Source organism: Polynucleobacter campilacus (assembly GCF_002206625.1).
GTDB classification, from domain to species: domain Bacteria; phylum Pseudomonadota; class Gammaproteobacteria; order Burkholderiales; family Burkholderiaceae; genus Polynucleobacter; species Polynucleobacter campilacus.
The window spans coordinates 412461-431184 of record NZ_NGUP01000003.1 but is presented as its reverse complement, the minus strand read 5'-3'; the positions used below and the strand labels follow the sequence as shown (position 1 = coordinate 431184).

Annotated in this window: 15 protein-coding genes; 6 read left to right on the top strand and 9 right to left on the bottom strand. The window is 45.5% G+C overall.

Translation table 11 applies throughout. From position 1 onward, the window contains the following. Position 1: 1 nt before the first annotated feature. Genes lptB through CBI31_RS05545 form a run of 5 tightly spaced genes read right to left on the bottom strand, consistent with a single transcriptional unit; the run spans position 2 to position 3568 of the window. Positions 2-769: an LPS export ABC transporter ATP-binding protein gene (lptB, locus tag CBI31_RS05565; protein ID WP_088525408.1), complete on the bottom strand. Its 768-nt coding sequence runs from the start codon at positions 767-769 to the stop codon at positions 2-4. Next, positions 766-1335: a lipopolysaccharide transport periplasmic protein LptA gene (lptA, locus tag CBI31_RS05560; RefSeq protein WP_088525407.1), complete on the bottom strand. Its 570-nt coding sequence runs from the start codon at positions 1333-1335 to the stop codon at positions 766-768. Before lptA ends, lptB begins: the two co-directional genes overlap by 4 nt. After that, positions 1336-1977 (bottom strand): LPS export ABC transporter periplasmic protein LptC, encoded by a 642-nt coding sequence (gene lptC, locus CBI31_RS05555; RefSeq protein ID WP_088525406.1) that lies wholly within the window; start codon positions 1975-1977, stop codon positions 1336-1338. A gap of 3 nt (positions 1978-1980) precedes the next feature. After that, positions 1981-2553 carry a KdsC family phosphatase gene (locus tag CBI31_RS05550; protein ID WP_088525872.1) on the bottom strand — a complete coding sequence of 191 codons (573 nt, stop codon included), beginning with the start codon at positions 2551-2553 and terminating at the stop codon, positions 1981-1983. 22 nt (positions 2554-2575) lie between these two features. Then, positions 2576-3568, bottom strand: a complete 993-nt coding sequence (locus CBI31_RS05545; RefSeq protein WP_088525405.1) for a KpsF/GutQ family sugar-phosphate isomerase — start codon at positions 3566-3568, stop codon at positions 2576-2578. A gap of 11 nt (positions 3569-3579) precedes the next feature. On the opposite strand from CBI31_RS05545, the gene CBI31_RS05540 reads away from it, so the two are divergent. Then, complete coding sequence (locus CBI31_RS05540; RefSeq protein ID WP_088525404.1) at positions 3580-5562, top strand: monovalent cation:proton antiporter family protein; 1983 nt, start codon at positions 3580-3582, stop codon at positions 5560-5562. 24 nt (positions 5563-5586) lie between these two features. On the opposite strand, the gene uvrA is transcribed toward CBI31_RS05540, so the two are convergent. After that, positions 5587-8475, bottom strand: a complete 2889-nt coding sequence (uvrA, locus tag CBI31_RS05535) for an excinuclease ABC subunit UvrA (RefSeq protein ID WP_088525403.1) — start codon at positions 8473-8475, stop codon at positions 5587-5589. Between the two features lie 37 nt (positions 8476-8512). Here uvrA and CBI31_RS05530 point away from each other — a divergent pair, with 37 nt between their 5' ends. After that, entirely contained in the window at positions 8513-9697 is a 1185-nt protein-coding gene (locus tag CBI31_RS05530; protein WP_088525402.1) for an MFS transporter, read from the top strand. 80 nt (positions 9698-9777) lie between these two features. Next, complete coding sequence (gene ssb / locus CBI31_RS05525) at positions 9778-10233, top strand: single-stranded DNA-binding protein (RefSeq protein ID WP_088525401.1); 456 nt, start codon at positions 9778-9780, stop codon at positions 10231-10233. Between the two features lie 72 nt (positions 10234-10305). On the opposite strand, the gene queF is transcribed toward ssb, so the two are convergent. Genes queF through ilvA form a run of 3 tightly spaced genes read right to left on the bottom strand, consistent with a single transcriptional unit; the run spans position 10306 to position 13590 of the window. Next, a complete protein-coding gene (queF, locus tag CBI31_RS05520) occupies positions 10306-11133 on the bottom strand; it encodes an NADPH-dependent 7-cyano-7-deazaguanine reductase QueF (protein ID WP_088525400.1) in 828 nt (275 codons plus the stop codon). A gap of 12 nt (positions 11134-11145) precedes the next feature. After that, positions 11146-12054 (bottom strand): 5'-nucleotidase, encoded by a 909-nt coding sequence (locus CBI31_RS05515; RefSeq protein WP_088525399.1) that lies wholly within the window; start codon positions 12052-12054, stop codon positions 11146-11148. A gap of 15 nt (positions 12055-12069) precedes the next feature. Continuing rightward, positions 12070-13590, bottom strand: coding sequence for a threonine ammonia-lyase, biosynthetic (gene ilvA / locus CBI31_RS05510; RefSeq protein WP_088525398.1), 1521 nt, complete (start codon positions 13588-13590; stop codon positions 12070-12072). Positions 13591-13724: 134 nt separating this feature from the next. Between ilvA and CBI31_RS05505 the strand changes: the two genes are divergently transcribed. From CBI31_RS05505 to ubiE, 3 genes are read left to right on the top strand one after another with little or no spacing between them, the layout of a single operon-like run. Then, positions 13725-17564, top strand: a complete 3840-nt coding sequence (locus CBI31_RS05505; protein WP_088525397.1) for a DUF3683 domain-containing protein — start codon at positions 13725-13727, stop codon at positions 17562-17564. Then, a complete protein-coding gene (locus tag CBI31_RS05500) occupies positions 17564-17950 on the top strand; it encodes a gamma-butyrobetaine hydroxylase family protein (RefSeq protein WP_088525396.1) in 387 nt (128 codons plus the stop codon). Before CBI31_RS05505 ends, CBI31_RS05500 begins: the two co-directional genes overlap by 1 nt. Beyond that, positions 17950-18693 (top strand): bifunctional demethylmenaquinone methyltransferase/2-methoxy-6-polyprenyl-1,4-benzoquinol methylase UbiE, encoded by a 744-nt coding sequence (gene ubiE, locus CBI31_RS05495; RefSeq protein ID WP_088525395.1) that lies wholly within the window; start codon positions 17950-17952, stop codon positions 18691-18693. The genes CBI31_RS05500 and ubiE overlap by 1 nt, the downstream gene beginning before the upstream one ends. Positions 18694-18724: the final 31 nt, after the last annotated feature.

Below are 18724 nucleotides of genomic sequence, written 5' to 3'. Positions count from 1 at the left end.
CTTACATCCTAAAGTTTTCACCCAAGTAGACTCTACGGACGGCATCATTTTGGATAATTTGGTCTGGCTCGCCTTCTGCCAGCACGCTGCCTTCGCTAATGATGTAGGCGTGATCACATATACCCAGGGTTTCCCGAACATTATGGTCTGTGATGAGAACGCCAATCTGGCGGTCTCTTAAGAAACGTACGATGCGCTGAATTTCCCCAACGGCAATAGGGTCAACGCCTGCAAATGGCTCATCTAGCAAGATGAATTTGGGCTGGGAGGCTAAAGCTCTAGCAATCTCCACTCGACGACGCTCACCACCAGATAGGGATAGAGCGGGGTTATTGCGCAGATGGCCAATTTGTAGCTCACCCAAGAGCTCATCGAGACGGTCGGCAATTTCGGCTTTAGTCAGCGGCTTACCACCTTGCGCCTGAAGTTCTAGGACTGCCTGGATATTCTCAGCAACATTGAGTTTTCTAAAAACAGACGCTTCTTGAGGAAGATAAGACAAACCCATGCGAGCGCGCTGATGGATGGGTAGGCGGGTGATATCGGCACCATCCAAAATAATACTGCCTGCGTCAAGCGGAACTAAACCGACAATCATATAAAACGAGGTTGTTTTACCGGCACCATTGGGTCCAAGCAAGCCAACCACTTCGCCACATTTCACTTCGATAGAAACATCTCGAACTACTGTCCTAGAGCCATAACGTTTTTGTAAATGGTGCGCACTCAGAGTTGCTGGGCTATTGGGTTGAGCTAAATCCGTTGTCATTTCTCTAAGGTGGCTTTTCGTCTTGGTGAAAGAATTGCTCTAGCCAGAGGGAGATCGTCTGGCTTTGCGTCTTTAGGGGGCGTAACTCGATAGTACTGCTTTACATCATCATATTCAATTTTCCAGCCGCGCAATTGGTCTAGCATTTGCATATTGAGTAGGCGCTTGAGCTTAGCATCACCAGTTAATGTGAGAACTTCAGTTTTAGCATTGTAGATAACCTGAGTCGCTAAGCCTTGCATGAATTCATCCGCAGGTCCTTCGCGACGTTGTCTAAAGCTAGCCGTAGCTTCTGGTGTACCTTTAACGTCAACAAACTCGTATCCTTCAGGATCTACTTGAATATGCCCATCTTCACCAGTTACTAAAATACTACCTTTGGTTATCAGCACTTGGCCATTGAGATCATAAATTTGCTTAACATCATTCACTGAAACTTTTTCCGCTTCGAGGATGATGGGTTTATCTTGATCTGCTTTTTCTGCATGAACAAAACCAACGAGACCCAAACCAAGCACAAGAACAGAAGCAATAGACAGAAGCAAGCGGCTGATTTTAGTGATCATTTACTGATTACCTCGCGGCGCTCGTTCAATACGCCCTTTTACATGACCTGAAAGAGTCATGCTTTGCTCGATGTTATTAAAAATCCCGCCTTCAGTTGAATTAATTACAGACATACCCTGCTCAAGGGTAATGGGCTTATCGGTTTCAATGATGTCATCATTAATCAGGACTTTGAAATAACTCGAGGATGCCAGCATACGAAGAGTTGCTGGCTCTATTGCTGTGGCGGCCTGTGCGGGTCGAAAGATCGATGCGTTATTAATGAGATCCAAAACTGTAAGATCGCCATCAAGGTGACCAGTATCTGATTTCACGGTCACCGGTGCTTTACCTGCCTGAAAGAAGCGCATGCGCGGGGTCAGAATATCAATCGAGGCATCATCGTCATAGTGAATCACCTTCTTGCCTAAGATTCGATATTTAGTATTGCCAAGCTCATTGAGCGCGGATAGAGCACCATCGTTGATCGTGTAATCGGGTTCATGCAGTCTTGCACGCTCAAGCGCAGATTTTTCAGGCGGGGTATTTTTTTGTACCAGCCAAAAAGTTGCTAGTGTTAAAGCAATCATCAGAATCAATGGCATGAGTCGCAACAGAGTGCGTGCAAGGCCAATCTTGATTTTTTGGGAATTGAATTGCATTACCTAGTTACGTGCTTTATTCAGTAATTCGTCGTAGTGGTTTTGCGCCTTCAGAATCAGATCGCATACTTCTCGTACAGCCCTATCTCCACCGTGATGAATCGTTACGAAATGGGCAGATTCTTTCACTGCTTCATGAGCTTGAGCAGGACAAATCCTAAAGCCAGCATTTTTCATCATTTGTAAATCCGGCCAGTCATCACCCATGACAGCACAGTCTGAGAGAGAAAGATCTAAGGTTTTGATCACCTGGGCCAAGGCAATGGCTTTGTTTTCTACGCCCATGTGGAGGTGTTTAATGCCTAATTCTTCGCAGCGCGCTAAGACCATTTTTGAATTTCTGCCGGTGATGATGGCAGTTGGTATTCCGCATTGCTCTAGTAATTTAATGCCCAGGCCATCCTGAATATCAAACGCTTTCAGAGACTCTTTGCCATCGGCACCCATCCATACTTGCCCATTGGTTAAGACACCATCGACATCTAGAACCAAGAGCTTGACTCTGCTAGCACGCTCCCAGGCTTGTGGGTATTGAGCTAGAGGATTCGTATTGTGTGGAGTAAAAGCGCTCGGCATCGTAATTAAATTAGATGAAAGATTAAATAACTTTTGCTGCAAACAAATCATGCAGATTGAGTGCGCCTAATAGTTGCCCATTGCTATTGCTGACAACCAAATGATTAATGCGATGTTTCTCCATCATCTCAATTGCCTCTTCTGCAAGAAGCTCAGGTGGAATGGTGCGGGGCCCAGGTGTGGTGGCACTTTTTAAGGTGATGCCATCAAGATTAGTTTTCTTTTCTAACAGGCGGCGTAGATCGCCATCGGTCAAAATGCCAAATACTTTGTTGTCTTGATCTAAGACAACAACCATACCCATCCGCTTAGAGGTCATCTCTAGCAAAGCATCTTGTAATGAAGCTTCAACGGAAATTTTTGGTGTGCCATCAAAGCTGCGCATCACTTCGCTGACATGCATAAGTTGTTTACGACCAAGTCTGCCACCTGGATGCGAGCGGATGAAATCCTCCGCTTCAAATCCTCTTGCATCTAACAAGGCAACTGCTAAGGCATCTCCCATTGCTAATGCTGCGGTAGTGCTCGTTGTTGGTGCAAGATTGAGTGGACAAGCTTCTTTTTCAACGCTAGTGTCTATGTGTGCATCAGCCAGTTTTGCAAGAGATGAATTCGGTGCACCAGTTAATGCAATCAGTTTTGCCCCAGTACGCTTGATGATGGGAACAATGGTTAGTAGTTCATCGGTCTCACCAGAATTTGAGAGTGCTACAAAAACATCATCCCGAGTTACCATTCCTAAGTCACCATGACTGGCCTCAGCTGGGTGAACAAAGAAAGCAGGGGAACCAGTAGAGGCAAAGGTGGCAGCAATTTTGCGTGCAATGTGACCAGATTTACCGATGCCAGACACCACAATTCTGCCTTTGCAGCCATGGAGTAGTTCAACCGCCAGCACAAGGGCATCAGCATTAGGCCCTTCAAGGCGGTCGCGCATCGTTTGCAGTGCGGCAGCCTCAATAGTGAGGGTATCGCGTGCAAGCTTTAGGGTTCGTTCTCGAGTCTTAGCTATCATCGGGTAAGTATATGCCGTCAGCCCTTCAATTAACTCTCATTCTCTTGGCCTCTGGTGTGGCCGGAGTGGTTATTTTCCGCTATTTTGGCTTACCCCCTATTTTGGGCTATTTAGCCATTGGTGTCCTGATTGGCCCTAATGCCCTTGGTCTAGCAAGCGACTCTGCCACGGTAAAGTATTTGGCTGAATTTGGGGTTGTTTTCTTGATGTTTTCAATCGGCCTGGAATTTAACCTCAATAAGCTGAGGGCAATGCGCAAGATCGTATTTGGTCTTGGCGCTAGCCAGGTAATTTTGACCATACTTTTGGCAGTTCCAGCTAGTTTGCTGATGAACTGGATTTATCCCATCTCTTGGCATGCGGCAATTGCTTTGGGCGGCGCTTTAGCAATGTCTTCGACTGCCATCGTAATTAAATTGATTTCTGATCGGGCTGAGTTAGAGACAGAGCACGGTCGTAATGTGATTGGTATTTTGCTATTTCAAGATTTAGCAGTCGTCTTCTTGTTGATCTTGCTGCCATCGCTTGGAAAAAATCCTACAGACTTATTTGTTGCACTTACTGCTGCATCAGTCAAGATCATGATTGCATTAGTGTTGATTTTCTTTATCGGTCAAACACTGATGAGCCGCTGGTTCAAGTTAGTTGCCAAGTTGCGCTCTCAAGAATTATTCATGCTCAATCTTTTATTAATTGTTTTGGGCATGGCGGGCTTGACTGAGCACTTCGGTTTGTCTTTAGCGCTCGGCGCATTTTTGGCGGGCATGTTGATTGCCGAGACACCCTATCGCCACCAAGTTGAGGAAGACATCAAACCTTTCCGCGATGTCTTGCTTGGACTTTTCTTTATTACGATTGGTATGCTGCTCGATTTCAATGTCATTCGAGAGCAATGGATCTTAGTTTTGGCCTTGCTAATAGGCCCGCTGGTATTCAAATTCGGCCTCATTGCTTTACTCTCTAAAGCATTTGGTTCTAGCACTGGGATCTCCATTCGAACCGGCTTATGTCTGGCTCAGGCAGGCGAATTTGGTTTTGTTTTGCTAACTCAAATTGATGGCTTAGATTTAATTGATCCCACTTTGAGTCAGGCAGTGTTAGCAGCAATGCTGATCTCGATGTTCTGTGCGCCTTTCTTAATTGAATATAGCGATCGTATTGCAATGCGCTTCTCTAGTAATGAATGGCTATTGCAATCACTCGCTTTGACCCGGGTGGCAGCAAAGAGTGTGCGCAATGAAAACCATGTTGTGATTTGTGGTTTTGGTCGCTCAGGCCAAAGTTTGGCAAGGATGCTAGATCAAGAAAAGATTCCTTACATTGCTTTGGATTTGGATCCTGATCGCGTTAAAGAAGCGGCTGCTGCTGGTGATAACGTTGTTTATGGCGATGCTAGTCGTGAGAACTATTTGATTGCTGCCGGCCTCTCTCGAGCAAAAGCGGTAGTCATTACCTATGCAGATACTGCGGCAAGCATACGCGTCCTAAGACAAGTAGAGCACTTGCGTCCAGGCATGACGATATTGGTTCGTACTAGGGATGATGCTGATATTGCTAAATTACAGGCCGCTGGTGCTACTGAAGTCATTCCGGAGCTCATTGAGGGTAGCCTCATGATTGCTTCTCATGTCTTACTAATCATGGGCGTACCGATGCGCAAGGTGGTCAGACGAATTACTACTGCTCGTGAAGAGCGCTATAGCTTATTGAGGGGTTATTTCCGGGGCTCTGCAGATGATGACTTTGGGTCAAACGAGTCTTGGCGTTTGCATGCGATTACGCTATTACCGCACTCCCAAGCTGTTGGTAAAACCCTTGGCGCTCTTGATCTTGAAAATGAGGGAGTCAGTGTTCAGGCTGTCCGTCGAAAAACAGCAAGCGCTGATTATGTGCAGCTTACACTTGCTCCCGAACTGAAGCTTGAGGCGAATGATATTTTAGTGATCTCAGGCAATTCAGAAGCGACTGATTTGGCTGAAGCTAAATTACTCTGATATCAATCACTACTTCAGCCGATATTATTTTTTCTTTTTAGCTGCAACAGACTTGCGCGTTAGTAATGGTGCTAAATAATGACCAGTAAAGCTGGCTGCATTTTTAGCCACATCTTCTGGTGTTCCGGTAGCGATAATTTGCCCACCACCAGCACCACCCTTAGGTCCTAAATCAATAATCCAGTCGGCAGTCTTGATCACATCAAAGTTGTGCTCAATGATGACGATAGTGTTGCCTTGCTTTTTCAATGTCTGAATTACTGTAAGCAATAGCTGGATATCATGAAAATGTAAACCAGTAGTCGGTTCATCCAGGATATATAGGGTTCTACCGGTATCGCGTTTAGAGAGCTCAAGTGAGAGCTTGACACGTTGTGCCTCACCGCCAGATAGGGTGGTAGCACTCTGCCCAAGCTTGACATAACCTAAGCCAACATCAAGCAGAGTTTTGAGTTTACGTTTAACAATCGGAACAGCCTCAAAGAATTTATGTGCTTGTTCGATGGTCATCGACAGAACTTCATGAATGTTCTTACCCTTGTAGCGAATGTCTAAAGTTTCGCGGTTGTAACGCTTGCCATGACAAACATCACAAGGCACATACACGTCTGGCAAGAAGTGCATTTCTACTTTCAGTACACCATCCCCTTCACAAGAGTCACAGCGACCACCCTTAACGTTAAAAGAGAAGCGGCCAGCTTCATAGCCACGCTCACGTGACGCTGGAACACCTGCAAAGAGTTCTCTAATCGGTGTAAATAGCCCTGTATAGGTTGCTGGGTTAGAGCGCGGTGTTCTGCCAATCGGTGACTGATCTACGCTAATGACTTTGTCAAAATGTTCTAAGCCCTTCATTGAATCGTGTGCTGCTGGTTCTGCGTTAGAGCCATAAAGGTGCTGTGCCACCGCATGATGCAAGGTGTCATTAATCAATGTGGATTTACCAGACCCTGAAACACCAGTAACACAAGTCAGTAGCCCTACAGGAATTTTGGCGTGCACAGATTGCAAGTTATTGCCACGTGCGCCGAGAATTTCTAAGAATCGATCATTAACTGGAATGCGTTTTTCTGGAACTGCAATGGCTTCGCGACCAGAAAGATAGGCACCAGTTAAAGAATTCAGATTTGCTTCAACTTCAGCAGGAGTGCCTTGAGCCACAATCTCGCCACCATGCACGCCGGCACCAGGACCAATGTCGATGACCCAGTCAGACGCCCGAATCATATCCTCATCATGCTCAACGACTAAGACGCTATTACCAAGATCGCGTAAGTGCTTGAGTGTGCCAATCAAACGATCGTTATCACGTTGATGTAGTCCAATAGATGGTTCATCTAGAACGTACATGACTCCGGTTAAGCCAGAGCCAATCTGGCTTGCAAGGCGAATACGCTGCGCTTCACCGCCAGAAAGGGTGTCCGCGCTACGTTCAAGAGAAAGATAGTCAAGTCCTACATCATTTAAGAAGCGTAGGCGTGCACTAATCTCTTTAACAATCTTGTCAGCAATTTCTCGTTTAGCCCCTTTGAGTTCTAGAGCTTCGAAATACTCTTTTGCTTCTTTGAGGGGTAATGCGCTGATCTCGTAGATAGCACGTGATTGTTTTTTCTCGCCGACTTTGACAAAACGCGCTTCCTTACGTAAGCGGGTGCCATTACATACTGGACAAGTTTGTACATTTTGATAGCGCGATAACTCTTCACGCACAGTCATGGAGTCTGTTTCACGATAGCGACGCTCAAAGTTGGCAATGATGCCTTCAAAGGCGTGCTCTCGCGTCGTGTTTTTTCCACGCTCGTTGATGTACTCAAAAGGAATAGTCACATCGCCTGAGCCCAGCAGGATGAGGTCTTGCTGTTTCTTAGAGAGTGTTTCAAAAGGCTTCTCCACATCAAAGCCACCGTGCTTAGCCAAGGTCTGCAGTAACTTGAAGTAAAACTGATTGCGACGGTCCCAGCCTTTGATCGCACCAGAAGCCAGGGATAAATCTGGATGGGCAACGATCCGTTTTGGATCAAAAAAGGATTGATGACCAAGGCCATCACATGATGGGCAAGCACCCATTGGATTATTAAATGAGAAGAGGCGTGGCTCCAGTTCTTGAAGGGAGTATGAGCAAACTGGGCAAGCAAACTTGCTTGAGAAAATCATTTCTTTACCACTATCCATATCGACAATCATGGCTTTGCCATCTGCTAGTCGCAGAGCTGTCTCAAAAGATTCCGCAAGACGCTGCTGAATATCAGGGCGCACTTTAATGCGATCCACTACTACCTCAATGGAGTGCTTATCGTTTTTTTTCAGCGTGGGTAATTGATCTACTTCAAAGATTGCTGCTTTTGCGGCATTGGCCGTGCCACCACCAGAGCGCACTCGAAAGCGCACAAAGCCTTGAGCCTGCAGGTCTTGAAAGAGATCTACAAACTCGCCTTTGCGTTCGCTGACAACCGGCGCCAGAATCATTAATTTTGTATCTTCTGGCATGGACAGCACGGTGTCTACCATTTGCGAAACACTTTGCGCTTCTAATGGAAGATCATGGTCGGGGCAATGGGGTGTACCTGCTCGTGCGAACAGCAGGCGTAGGTAATCATGAATTTCAGTAACAGTTCCCACAGTTGAGCGTGGGTTATGGCTAGTTGCTTTTTGTTCAATCGAAATTGCAGGTGATAAACCTTCTATGGTGTCGACATCTGGCTTTTCCATGAGCTGCAAAAACTGCCGCGCGTAGGCAGAGAGCGATTCGACATAGCGACGCTGACCTTCGGCATAGAGCGTGTCAAAAGCCAACGAGCTTTTACCTGAACCAGATAGGCCAGTCAGGACGACAAGTTTCTCTCTAGGGATGTCTAGATTGATATTTTTGAGGTTATGGGTGCGGGCACCGCGGATTTTAATTTCGTTAGTCATGATTTTTTAGCGTAACTTGTTAATATAGCTCTTTCCCATGAATCCTTCTGAACTTCGCTCCTCTCTAGCCTTGGCAGGCATCTTTGGCCTGCGTATGCTGGGCCTTTTCTTGCTTTTGCCTGTCTTTAGCATTCATGCCAAAGACTTGCCTGGGGGCGAACAAGCCTTCTTTATTGGGCTGGCATTGGGAATTTTCAATATTGTTCAGGCTTGCTTCCATATTCCCTTGGGCAGACTTTCCGACCGAATTGGTAGAAAAACAGTCGTTTTATGGGGCCTATCCTTATTTGTTGCTGGAGCCTTAATTTGCGCCTCTAAAGATGATTTGCTGTGGATCTCGATTGGTAGAGGCGTTATGGGTGCTGGAGCCATTTCTGCGGCTGTTTCTGCTTGGGTTGCCGATCTAACCCGGGAACAAGTACGTAGTCAAGCCATGGCTTTGGTTGGTGCCAGCATTTCTCTATCTTTTGCTATTTCCTTGGTTGTTGCTGCTCCTCTGTACCGCATGATTACTTTGAGCGGAATGTTTGTGGTGCTCGCAATCTTAGGCGTGATAGCAATGGTTGTGACCTATTTTGTATTACCAGATAACAAACCTCAAGTTCCTGTGCAACAAGATTCACTCAAAGTGGTGTTTCTACGGCCAGAGCTGATGCGTCTCAATATTGGAGTATTTGTATTAAACGCCACTCAAGTGGCAATGTTTTTAGTAGTACCGCGCTTATTAGAGCAGGCTGGATTTCCGCTAGCTTCACATTGGCAAATTTATCTCTCAGTCGTGCTGCTTTCTTTTGTCTTTATGGTGCCACTTTTAATTTATGGCGAGAAAAAACAGCGCATACGACTTGTCTTATTAATCGCCATCATTCTTCTGATTATTGCCGAAATTATCTTTACTCAAGCCTCAACTGTGACGCTAATCACAGTCGCATTACTGATTTATTTCGTAGGCTTTAACTTACTAGAGGCTTTACAACCTTCATTAGTGACGCGTTATGCAAAAGAGTCGAAGGGAACGGCTTTAGGGGTTTACAACACAACCCAATCCATTGGTCTCTTTTCTGGTGCCTTATTAGGGGGTTGGTTGATGGATAGCCATGGTGATTTATCGGTCTTTGCAGCCGGCACAGTCCTCTTAGTTTGCTGGCTTATAATCGCTTGGTCGATGGGTGAAATGCCGGCGAGAGCAACAGACTCAAAGGATGTAGCCCTAAAGACATAGCCGTAGCACTATTGATTAAATTAAAACGAGCAGTACATTTCGAGCAGCAATAACAGCAGTATTTTTCTTCGGGAGACAACATGGCTTCGGTAAATAAAGTCATCATCGTAGGTAACGTAGGGCGCGATCCAGAAACACGTTACATGCCAAGCGGCGATGCCGTTACAAACATTTCAGTAGCAACATCTGATCGCTACAAAGATAAGCAAACTGGTGAAATGAAAGAAACCACAGAATGGCATCGTGTTGCGTTCTTTGGTAAGCTCGCAGAAATCGCCGGTCAATACCTCAAAAAAGGTTCCCAAGTTTATTGTGAAGGCCGTTTACGAACACGTAAATGGACGGATGCCAGTGGGCAAGAAAAGTATTCTACTGAGATCGTTGCAGAAACAATGCAAATGCTTGGTGGTAAGCCAGTAAGTGGAAGTGGTGATGGTGGCGAGAGCTATGCTCGTTCAAAGCCGGCTGAGCAGTCTGCTCCAGCATCATCTAATGCCGCATCACTCGGTGCAATGGATGACGATATTCCGTTTTAAATAGTAAAACCGTAATAGCAAAAACCCCTTCTAGGAATTCCTAGAAGGGGTTTTTATTTACCTACTCGTATTTTATTGGCGTGCGTGCCGAATATTTTCAGGCCACGGTGAGTTGTGATCCGTTCTAAATGGATTGATATCGAGTCCACCCCGTCTTGTGTAGCGCGCATAGACAGAGAGTTTTTCCGGTTTGCACTGGCGCTTGATGTCGGTGAAGATCGTTTCAACACAGTGCTCATGAAACTCTCCTAATTGTCTGAAGCCAATGAGGTAGCGTAATAAACCTTCCTCAAGAATTGGGCGCCCTTGATAACGAATCTGCACGCTAGCCCAGTCTGGCTGCCCTGTTACGGGACAGTTCGATTTCAGTAAATGGGAAACTAAGCACTGTTCAATTGGCCCAAATGATTCATTGACTCCAAGCAGGCTTGGGTCTGCAGGGAGATTCGGATCTATTTCAATATCCAGGCGATCCATTAGGATGCCTCCCATTTCTTGCATACCTTTTTTAGCAATTAGTTCAGTTGGGTTGATGCGGGTTGTGATCTTACTGCCAGCGATTGCTGATAAATCAGTGGTGAGCCTTTCTTTGACTTCATTCTCATCTTCGAAGCGAGTACTATTTAGGCTATTGAGATAAAGCTTGAAGGACTTAGACTCAACCATATTAGGGGAGCCCGTAGGAATTTGAAACTCTGCTAATGCTATTTGAGGCTTACCTTTTTTATTGAGCCAGCTGAGTTCAAAAGCATTCCAAATATCAACACCAACGAAAGGCAATACTCGACCTTCTTGAAGGCCTAGTTTTTTGCGGTTCTCAATTCTAGGAATCGGAAAGAGCAAGCTCGGATCATATTGATCTGGATATTGAGTTGCTTGTCCAAGAGATATTGTTGCCATTAATATATTTGCTTACTTCTTAGGTTTGTTCGATACACCTGATACCACATGGCCAGTAGGCGCAACAGATGCTGCTGATTGGCAATGACCAGTTTGATCATCGAAGAAGAAGTCTGGCTCGAATTCTCTTAAGAACTCACTCTTTGATAAACCACCGAGGAACATTGCTTCATCTACATCAATGCCCCATGCCATCAGAGTCCGAATGGCGCGTTCATGTGCAGGAGCGGAGCGTGCAGTAACCAAGGCAGTACGAATCCTCATACCGTTCTCGCTAGTGGAGCGTTGCAGACTATGAAGTGCTTCCAGTAAGGGTTTGAAGGGCCCTGGCGGCAGTGGAATATCGACCTTCTTGCTTTCATGATCTACAAAAGCCTCAAGACCTTTTTTCTGGAAAACCTGCTCTGCCTCATCTGAAAAAAGTACTGCATCTCCGTCAAATGCAATACGAATCTCATTTGGATGTGATTCTGCTGTTTTGCTTGATTCTGGATAGACGCGTGCTGCTGGGAAGCCTGCATCAATGGTGGCTCGCACATCATCTTCATTGGCAGATAAGAAAAGATTAGCGTGCAATGAGCGTAGGTAGTGATATGGAGGACGACCTCTTGTAAATACACCTCGTTCAAGATGTAAGCCATGGTGTTCTGCAGAGCGGAATACTCTTAAGCCGCTGACTGGATCATTGCGGGAGAGGATTACCACCTCAACGCGTTGCATACCCTCGTCATTAAAGGCAAGAAGTTTTTTGACCAAGGGAAATGCCACACCTTTTTGAGCTGCCTCACTTAGGCGCTCAAGTTGTAACTTCATGTAGGCGCTGTCATCGGCCGATTCGAAGATGCGATTCTCTTCTTCAAAATCAAACAGGGCGCGCGAAGAAATCGCAACGACAAGTTTTCCGGTGAGCGTATATGACATCTTACGTATTCAGTTTCATTTCAGGAAAAGACGATAAGCAGGGTTATTGCTTTCATCCCAATGCGGATAGGCTAATTTCTCTAAAAATACTTGGAATTTCTTTTGCTCATTTTTGGGGACCTGTATACCTACTAGAATGCGGCCGTAGTCCGCACCATGGTTACGGTAATGGAACAAGCTAATATTCCAGTTTGGTGCCATGCTGGTTAAGAATTTCATTAGAGCCCCCGGACGTTCTGGAAACTCAAAGCGGTAAAGTAATTCATCTTTAGCAAGTACAGAGTGACCACCCACCATATGACGTAGGTGAGACTTCGCCAGCTCATCATGCGTTAAGTCAATCGTTGCAAACTTCGCTTTACGGAAATGTTTTGAAATTGCTTCGCTGTCGCCCGCTTTTTGAGTGCTGACACCAACAAAAATATGCGCTTCGCTTTGATCGCCAATGCGATAGTTAAATTCTGTCACGTTACGCTTGCCGAGTAATTGGCAGAAACGCTTAAACGATCCTCGCTCTTCAGGAATAGTCACAGCAAATACTGCTTCACGAAACTCACCAACATCTGCACGTTCTGCTACAAAGCGTAGACGACTAAAGTTCATATTGGCGCCACAAGCAACTGCTACAAGTGTTTTCTTCTGGATACGCTTTTTCTGAACATACTTCTTCATCCCTGCAATTGCTAGTGCGCCAGCAGGCTCAAGGATGCTGCGGGTATCAGTAAAGACATCGTTAATGGCTGCGCAGATTTCATCAGTATCAACAGTGACGATTTCGTCAACTACCTTTTTACAAATACGGAAAGTTTCTTTGCCAACCAATTTCACCGCAGTACCATCTGAAAAAAGACCAACATCTTTCATTTCGATACGTTTGCCTGCTTTGAGAGATTGATTCATAGCATCGGAGTCGGAAGCTTGTACACCAATGACTTTAGTCTTTGGGCTAACTGCTTTGGTGTATTCGCCGATACCAGAAATTAAGCCACCACCACCGATGGCAACAAAAATTGCATCGATTGGTTCTTGGTGTTGTGAAAAAATTTCTTGCGCGATTGTTCCTTGACCGGCAATGACATCAGGGTCATCAAATGGGTGGACAAAAGTCAGACCCCGTTTTTTGCCCAAGAGTTCTGAGTGCTTGAAGGCATCACTATAAGACTCACCATGCAGGATGATTTCTACCCAAGAGCCGCCCCTGGCCCTCACTGCATCAATTTTTAGGCTAGGCGTAGTTACCGGCATCACGATGACGGCTTTACATTTCATTTTGGCTGCTGAGAGAGCCACCCCTTGGGCATGGTTTCCTGCGGAAGCGGCAATTACCCCGCGTTTTATGGCTTCCGGGGATAAATGAGCCATCTTGTTATAGGCACCACGGAGTTTGAATGAGAAAACTGGTTGGTTATCCTCTCTTTTTAAGAGAACATGATTGCCCAAACGTTTGGTGAGCTCAGGCGCGAGCTGTAGCTCAGTTTCTCTGGCTACGTCATAGACGCGAGCCGATAAAATTTTCTTTAAATAGTTCGTTGCCATCCGATGAGCGTACCACGGATGGCTCCTAAGCCCTTAGATTTGCAAGGTTTTATCTCTTTGGGGAGCGACTTTCACCTTTTCCTGCCACTATCAGGTTCGCTCAATTAAAATGCTTATTTACCAAATATGTCGCTATGAATGCCCCACTAGCTTTGAACCAGTTGTTGGACGCTGAGGCGGATTCCCCCCGTCTTCGTGAAATTCCCTATAACTACACCTCCTTTTCTGATCGAGAGATTGTTATTCGCTTGTTGGGCGAGGAGTCATGGCGCGTTCTGAATGATTTGCGTGGCGTCCGACGAACTGGCCGCTCTGCACGGATGTTGTTTGAAATCTTGGGTGATATTTGGGTAGTTCAACGCAATCCATTCTTGCAGGATGATTTATTAGATAGCCCTGATCGACGCAAACAATTGATCGATGCTTTATGGCATCGTCTGGGCGAAGTAAAAAAACGGAATAGTGGTGACTCAGCTGATCAAGTAGAAATTTTATTAAGTGCTGCTTATGGCGCGATTGAAAGTTTTGAAAACGGTTTTAAAGAAGTTGAGCAAATTCGTAAGCGTGCCAATAAGGAATTAGGACGCCACACTGCTAGTGACAATATTTGTTTTGATGGTGTATCACGTGCTGCACATGTGACAGATGCAACTGACTGGCGGGTGGAGTACCCATTGGTTGTTCTGAAGCCTGATTACGAGTCTGAAATTCCGGGCTTAGTTAGAGCCTGTGTTGAATTAGGTCTCACGATCATTCCTCGGGGAGGCGGCACTGGCTATACCGGCGGCGCTATTCCTCTATATGCGATGTCTGCGGTGATTAATACTGAGAAACTCGAGCAAATAGATGTTGTAAAGAGTAAGCGTTTGCCTGGTCTTGATCATGATGTGCCCACTATTTTTACTGGCGCAGGAGTTGTAACCCGTCGTGTATCTGATGCTGCAGAACGGGCCGGACTTGTATTTGCAGTAGATCCTACTTCTGCAGATGCAAGCTGTATTGGTGGCAATATCGCGATGAATGCTGGCGGAAAAAAAGCAGTTCTTTGGGGAACTGCTTTAGATAATCTTGCAAGCTGGCGCATGGTTGATCCACAAGGTAATTGGTTAGATGTGGAGCGTCTTGAGCACAACCTCGGCAAAATTCATGATGTTGCCACTGTCCGCTTTCAACTCACATGGTCTGATGGCAATAGTGAGCCTGGCCAGCGCATTCTGAAAACCGAATTATTAGAAGTTGAAGGCAAGCGTTTCCGTAAAGAAGGCTTAGGTAAAGACGTAACAGATAAATTTTTATCTGGCTTACCTGGTATTCAGAAGGAAGGTTGCGACGGATTAATTACTAGCGCAACTTGGATTTTGCATCGCATGCCTGCGTTCATACGTACGGTTTGCCTCGAATTCTTTGGGCAGGCACGCGAGGCTATTCCGAGTATTGTGGAAATTAAAGCGTACTTAGACGGCCTAAGCAAACAGGGCGGCCCCATTCTAGCTGGGCTAGAGCATTTAGATGATCGTTATTTAAAAGCGGTTGGCTATTCCACAAAATCTAAGCGCAACAGCTTACCCAAGATGGTTTTAATTGGCGATATTGCTGGCGATGATGAAGCAGCAGTAGCTGCAGCTACTAGTGAAGTAGTCCGGATGGCGAACTTGCGTGTTGGCGAAGGCTTTGTTGCAGTCAGTGCAGAGGCTCGTAAAAAGTTTTGGTTAGATCGCGCCCGTACAGCAGCTATTGCTCGCCATACCAACGCATTTAAGATCAATGAAGACGTTGTGATTCCATTGCCGCGGATGGGCGAGTACACCGATGGCATTGATCGCATCAATATTGAATTGTCTCTAAAGAACAAATTACAAGTGCTTGATGGCCTTGAATCGTTTTTGAAAAAAAACGCTTTGCCATTAGGTAAGAGCGAGGAAGCATATGAGATCCCTACTGCAGAAATACTGGGGGATCGTGTTCAGCAGGCTCTAGACCTCATTACTAAGGTGCGTACTCGCTGGGCTGATTGGCTGACGCAGATGGATACCTATTTCCCACAACTACAAAATTACAGTTTGCGTGCCTCATGGAAAGAGGAGGTGCGTTCGGAATTACGCATTATTTTTGGCGGCCTCGCATTCGAACCCATTCTTACTAAGCTTGAAGCAATTCATAAAACTATTTTGCGCAAACGAGTATTCATCGCTCTACATATGCATGCTGGTGATGGCAATGTACATACGAATATTCCAGTGAACTCAGATGATTATGAGATGTTGCAAGATGCACATCACTCAGTTGATCGTATTATGAAATTGGCTCGCTCTTTAGATGGCGTGATTTCTGGTGAGCACGGTATTGGTATTACGAAACTGGAGTATTTAACTGAAGCGGAACTCAAAGATTTCCGGAGCTATAAGAATCGTGTTGACCCTGAAGGGCGCTTCAACAAAGGTAAGCTCATGCCGCATGCGGATTTGAGCATGGCCTATACACCGAGTTTTGGCTTAATGGGGCATGAGTCCATCATCATGCAGCAAAGTGATATCGGAGCGATTGCCGACAGCGTAAAGGATTGCTTGCGCTGCGGTAAGTGCAAGCCAGTTTGTGCAACCCATGTCCCACGCGCTAATTTACTGTATAGCCCACGCGACAAAATTTTGGCTACTTCATTATTAATAGAAGCCTTCTTGTACGAAGAGCAAACCCGTCGTGGTGTTTCCATTCGTCATTGGGAAATGTTTGATGATGTGGCGGCACACTGTACTGTGTGCCATAAATGCTTGACCCCTTGCCCGGTCAACATCGATTTTGGCGATGTGACTATGAATATGCGCAACCTCATGCGTAAGATGGGTCAGCAACGTTTTAACCCAGGTACGGCAGCATCAATGCTTTTCTTGAATGCTACCAGTCCAGAGACTATTAATCTGGTTCGTACGGCTATGATTGGTTGGGGTTATAAGTTACAGCGCTTAGGTAATGATGTTTTGCGTAAGTTTGCTAAAAAGCAAACTGCTCATCCCCCTGCAACCGTGGGTAAGCCAACCATTACTGAGCAGGTTATTTTCTTTGTCAATAAGAAGATGCCAGGCAATCTGCCTAAAAAAACGGCGCGTGCTTTGTTAGATATCGAAGACGCAAACTATGTACCAATTATTCGGGATCCAAAAACAACTTCTGCTGATACCGAAACTGTGTTTTACTTCCCTGGCTGTGGATCTGAACGCCTCTTCTCACAAGTAGGTTTAGCAACGCAAGCAATGCTGTGGAACGTTGGTGTACAAACGGTATTACCGCCAGGTTATTTATGTTGCGGCTATCCGCAGCGTGGCAATGGTGATTTTGACAAAGCTGACAAGATGATTACGGATAACCGCGTGTTATTTCACCGTGTTGCGAATACTTTGAATTACTTGGATATCAAGACCGTCGTAGTTTCTTGTGGAACTTGCTATGACCAGTTGGCTGGCTATCAGTTTGATCAGATCTTCCCAGGTTGCCGCATTATTGATATTCATGAGTACTTGGCAGAAAAAGGCGTCAAGCTCTCTGGAGTAACTGGGGTGAAGTATATGTATCACGATCCTTGCCATTCTCCAATGAAGCTACAGGACCCCTTGAAAACTGTAAACGAATTGATTCAACTAGAAGATGGTGAAGTTATTTTGAAGAATGATCGTTGTTGTGGTGAGTCTGGAACCTTGGCCGTTACAAGGCCAGACATCTCGACTCAGGTTCGCTTTCGCAAGCAAATTGAGATGGAAAAGGCTGCGAATGAATTACGTAAGGACAGTCCTGCTGGCGATGTCAAAGTATTGACAAGCTGCCCATCTTGTTTGCAGGGCTTAAGCCGTTTCGATTCAGATAGCGATACTACCGCTGATTACATTGTGGTTGAGATGGCCAATAAATTACTTGGTGAAAATTGGATGCAAGATTATGTTGCTAAAGCAAATCAGGGTGGTATTGAAAGGGTTCTCGTTTAATGATTCCTAATAATGTTGTAGTACATCAGCAATCCAAGGTGCTTGAACTCTCTTATGAGAACGGTAGTTCCTATCGTTTACCTTTTGAGTTTTTAAGAGTGCTATCACCTTCAGCAGAAGTTCAGGGTCATGGACCAGGGCAGGAGACTTTGCAAACCGGTAAGCGTGATGTTTTGATTGCCAATCTTGAGCCTGTTGGGCATTACGCTCTGAAGCCTAGCTTTTCTGATGGCCATGATTCAGGTCTCTATTCTTGGGATTACTTACAGTACCTCTGTGAGAATCAAGAGCAGTTATGGAAAGAGCATTTGGATAAATTAGCAGCTGCAGGGCTTGATCGTGATGCTCCAATGAATGTAGCTGGCCAGTCTTGTGGAAGTCACTAATGAGTAAAACTCACTTTGGTTATCAAAGCGTTGATGAGGCTGAAAAAGCCGGCAAGGTTGCTGAGGTATTTCATTCCGTAGCAAGCAAATATGATGTGATGAATGACTTAATGTCATTTGGTTTGCATCGTGTCTGGAAAAAAATCACGATTGCGCGTGCAAATGTGCGGTCAGGACAAAAAGTTTTAGATATTGCTGGAGGTACGGGCGATCTTGCAGCAGCTTTTGCCAAAGCAGCAGATTGGGGTAGCAATCCTGATGCTCAAGTTTGGTTAAGCGATATTAATGCGTCGATGTTGGGTGTGGGGCGTGATCGCTTGTTAGATCGCGGCATGGCTTTACCTTGCGTGCAGTTTGATGCTGAAAAGATTCCGTTTCCAAATAATCATTTTGATGTTGTCACCGTAGCATTTGGTTTGCGCAACATGACCCATAAAGAAGTTGCCCTTGGTGAAATGTGCCGCGTGATTAAGCCAGGTGGCCGTGTTCTAGTGCTGGAGTTCTCCAAGCCAGATGCATTTTTGCAGCCCGTTTATGACACCTATTCTTTCAAGGTCTTACCTTGGTTAGGCGATAAGATTGCACAAGATTCAGAAAGCTATCGCTATTTGGCAGAATCCATCCGGATGCACCCCGATGCGCAAACCCTCAAAGAAATGATGCTGGGCGTGGGTTTTGATGAAGTAGAAACCCACAGGATGACTGGGGGTATCGTTGCCTTACATATTGGTGTTAAATACTGACAGTTATATAGCTTTTAAGCGCTTATAAATA

Coding starts and splice junctions, on each gene's coding strand:
- lptB (WP_088525408.1), bottom strand. CDS start 769: ATGACAACGGATTTAGCTCAACCCAATAGCCCAGCAACTCTGAGTGCG.
- lptA (WP_088525407.1), bottom strand. CDS start 1,335: ATGATCACTAAAATCAGCCGCTTGCTTCTGTCTATTGCTTCTGTTCTT.
- lptC (WP_088525406.1), bottom strand. CDS start 1,977: ATGCAATTCAATTCCCAAAAAATCAAGATTGGCCTTGCACGCACTCTG.
- CBI31_RS05550 (WP_088525872.1), bottom strand. CDS start 2,553: ATGCCGAGCGCTTTTACTCCACACAATACGAATCCTCTAGCTCAATAC.
- CBI31_RS05545 (WP_088525405.1), bottom strand. CDS start 3,568: ATGATAGCTAAGACTCGAGAACGAACCCTAAAGCTTGCACGCGATACC.
- CBI31_RS05540 (WP_088525404.1), top strand. CDS start 3,580: ATGCCGTCAGCCCTTCAATTAACTCTCATTCTCTTGGCCTCTGGTGTG.
- uvrA (WP_088525403.1), bottom strand. CDS start 8,475: ATGACTAACGAAATTAAAATCCGCGGTGCCCGCACCCATAACCTCAAA.
- CBI31_RS05530 (WP_088525402.1), top strand. CDS start 8,513: ATGAATCCTTCTGAACTTCGCTCCTCTCTAGCCTTGGCAGGCATCTTT.
- ssb (WP_088525401.1), top strand. CDS start 9,778: ATGGCTTCGGTAAATAAAGTCATCATCGTAGGTAACGTAGGGCGCGAT.
- queF (WP_088525400.1), bottom strand. CDS start 11,133: ATGGCAACAATATCTCTTGGACAAGCAACTCAATATCCAGATCAATAT.
- CBI31_RS05515 (WP_088525399.1), bottom strand. CDS start 12,054: ATGTCATATACGCTCACCGGAAAACTTGTCGTTGCGATTTCTTCGCGC.
- ilvA (WP_088525398.1), bottom strand. CDS start 13,590: ATGGCAACGAACTATTTAAAGAAAATTTTATCGGCTCGCGTCTATGAC.
- CBI31_RS05505 (WP_088525397.1), top strand. CDS start 13,725: ATGAATGCCCCACTAGCTTTGAACCAGTTGTTGGACGCTGAGGCGGAT.
- CBI31_RS05500 (WP_088525396.1), top strand. CDS start 17,564: ATGATTCCTAATAATGTTGTAGTACATCAGCAATCCAAGGTGCTTGAA.
- ubiE (WP_088525395.1), top strand. CDS start 17,950: ATGAGTAAAACTCACTTTGGTTATCAAAGCGTTGATGAGGCTGAAAAA.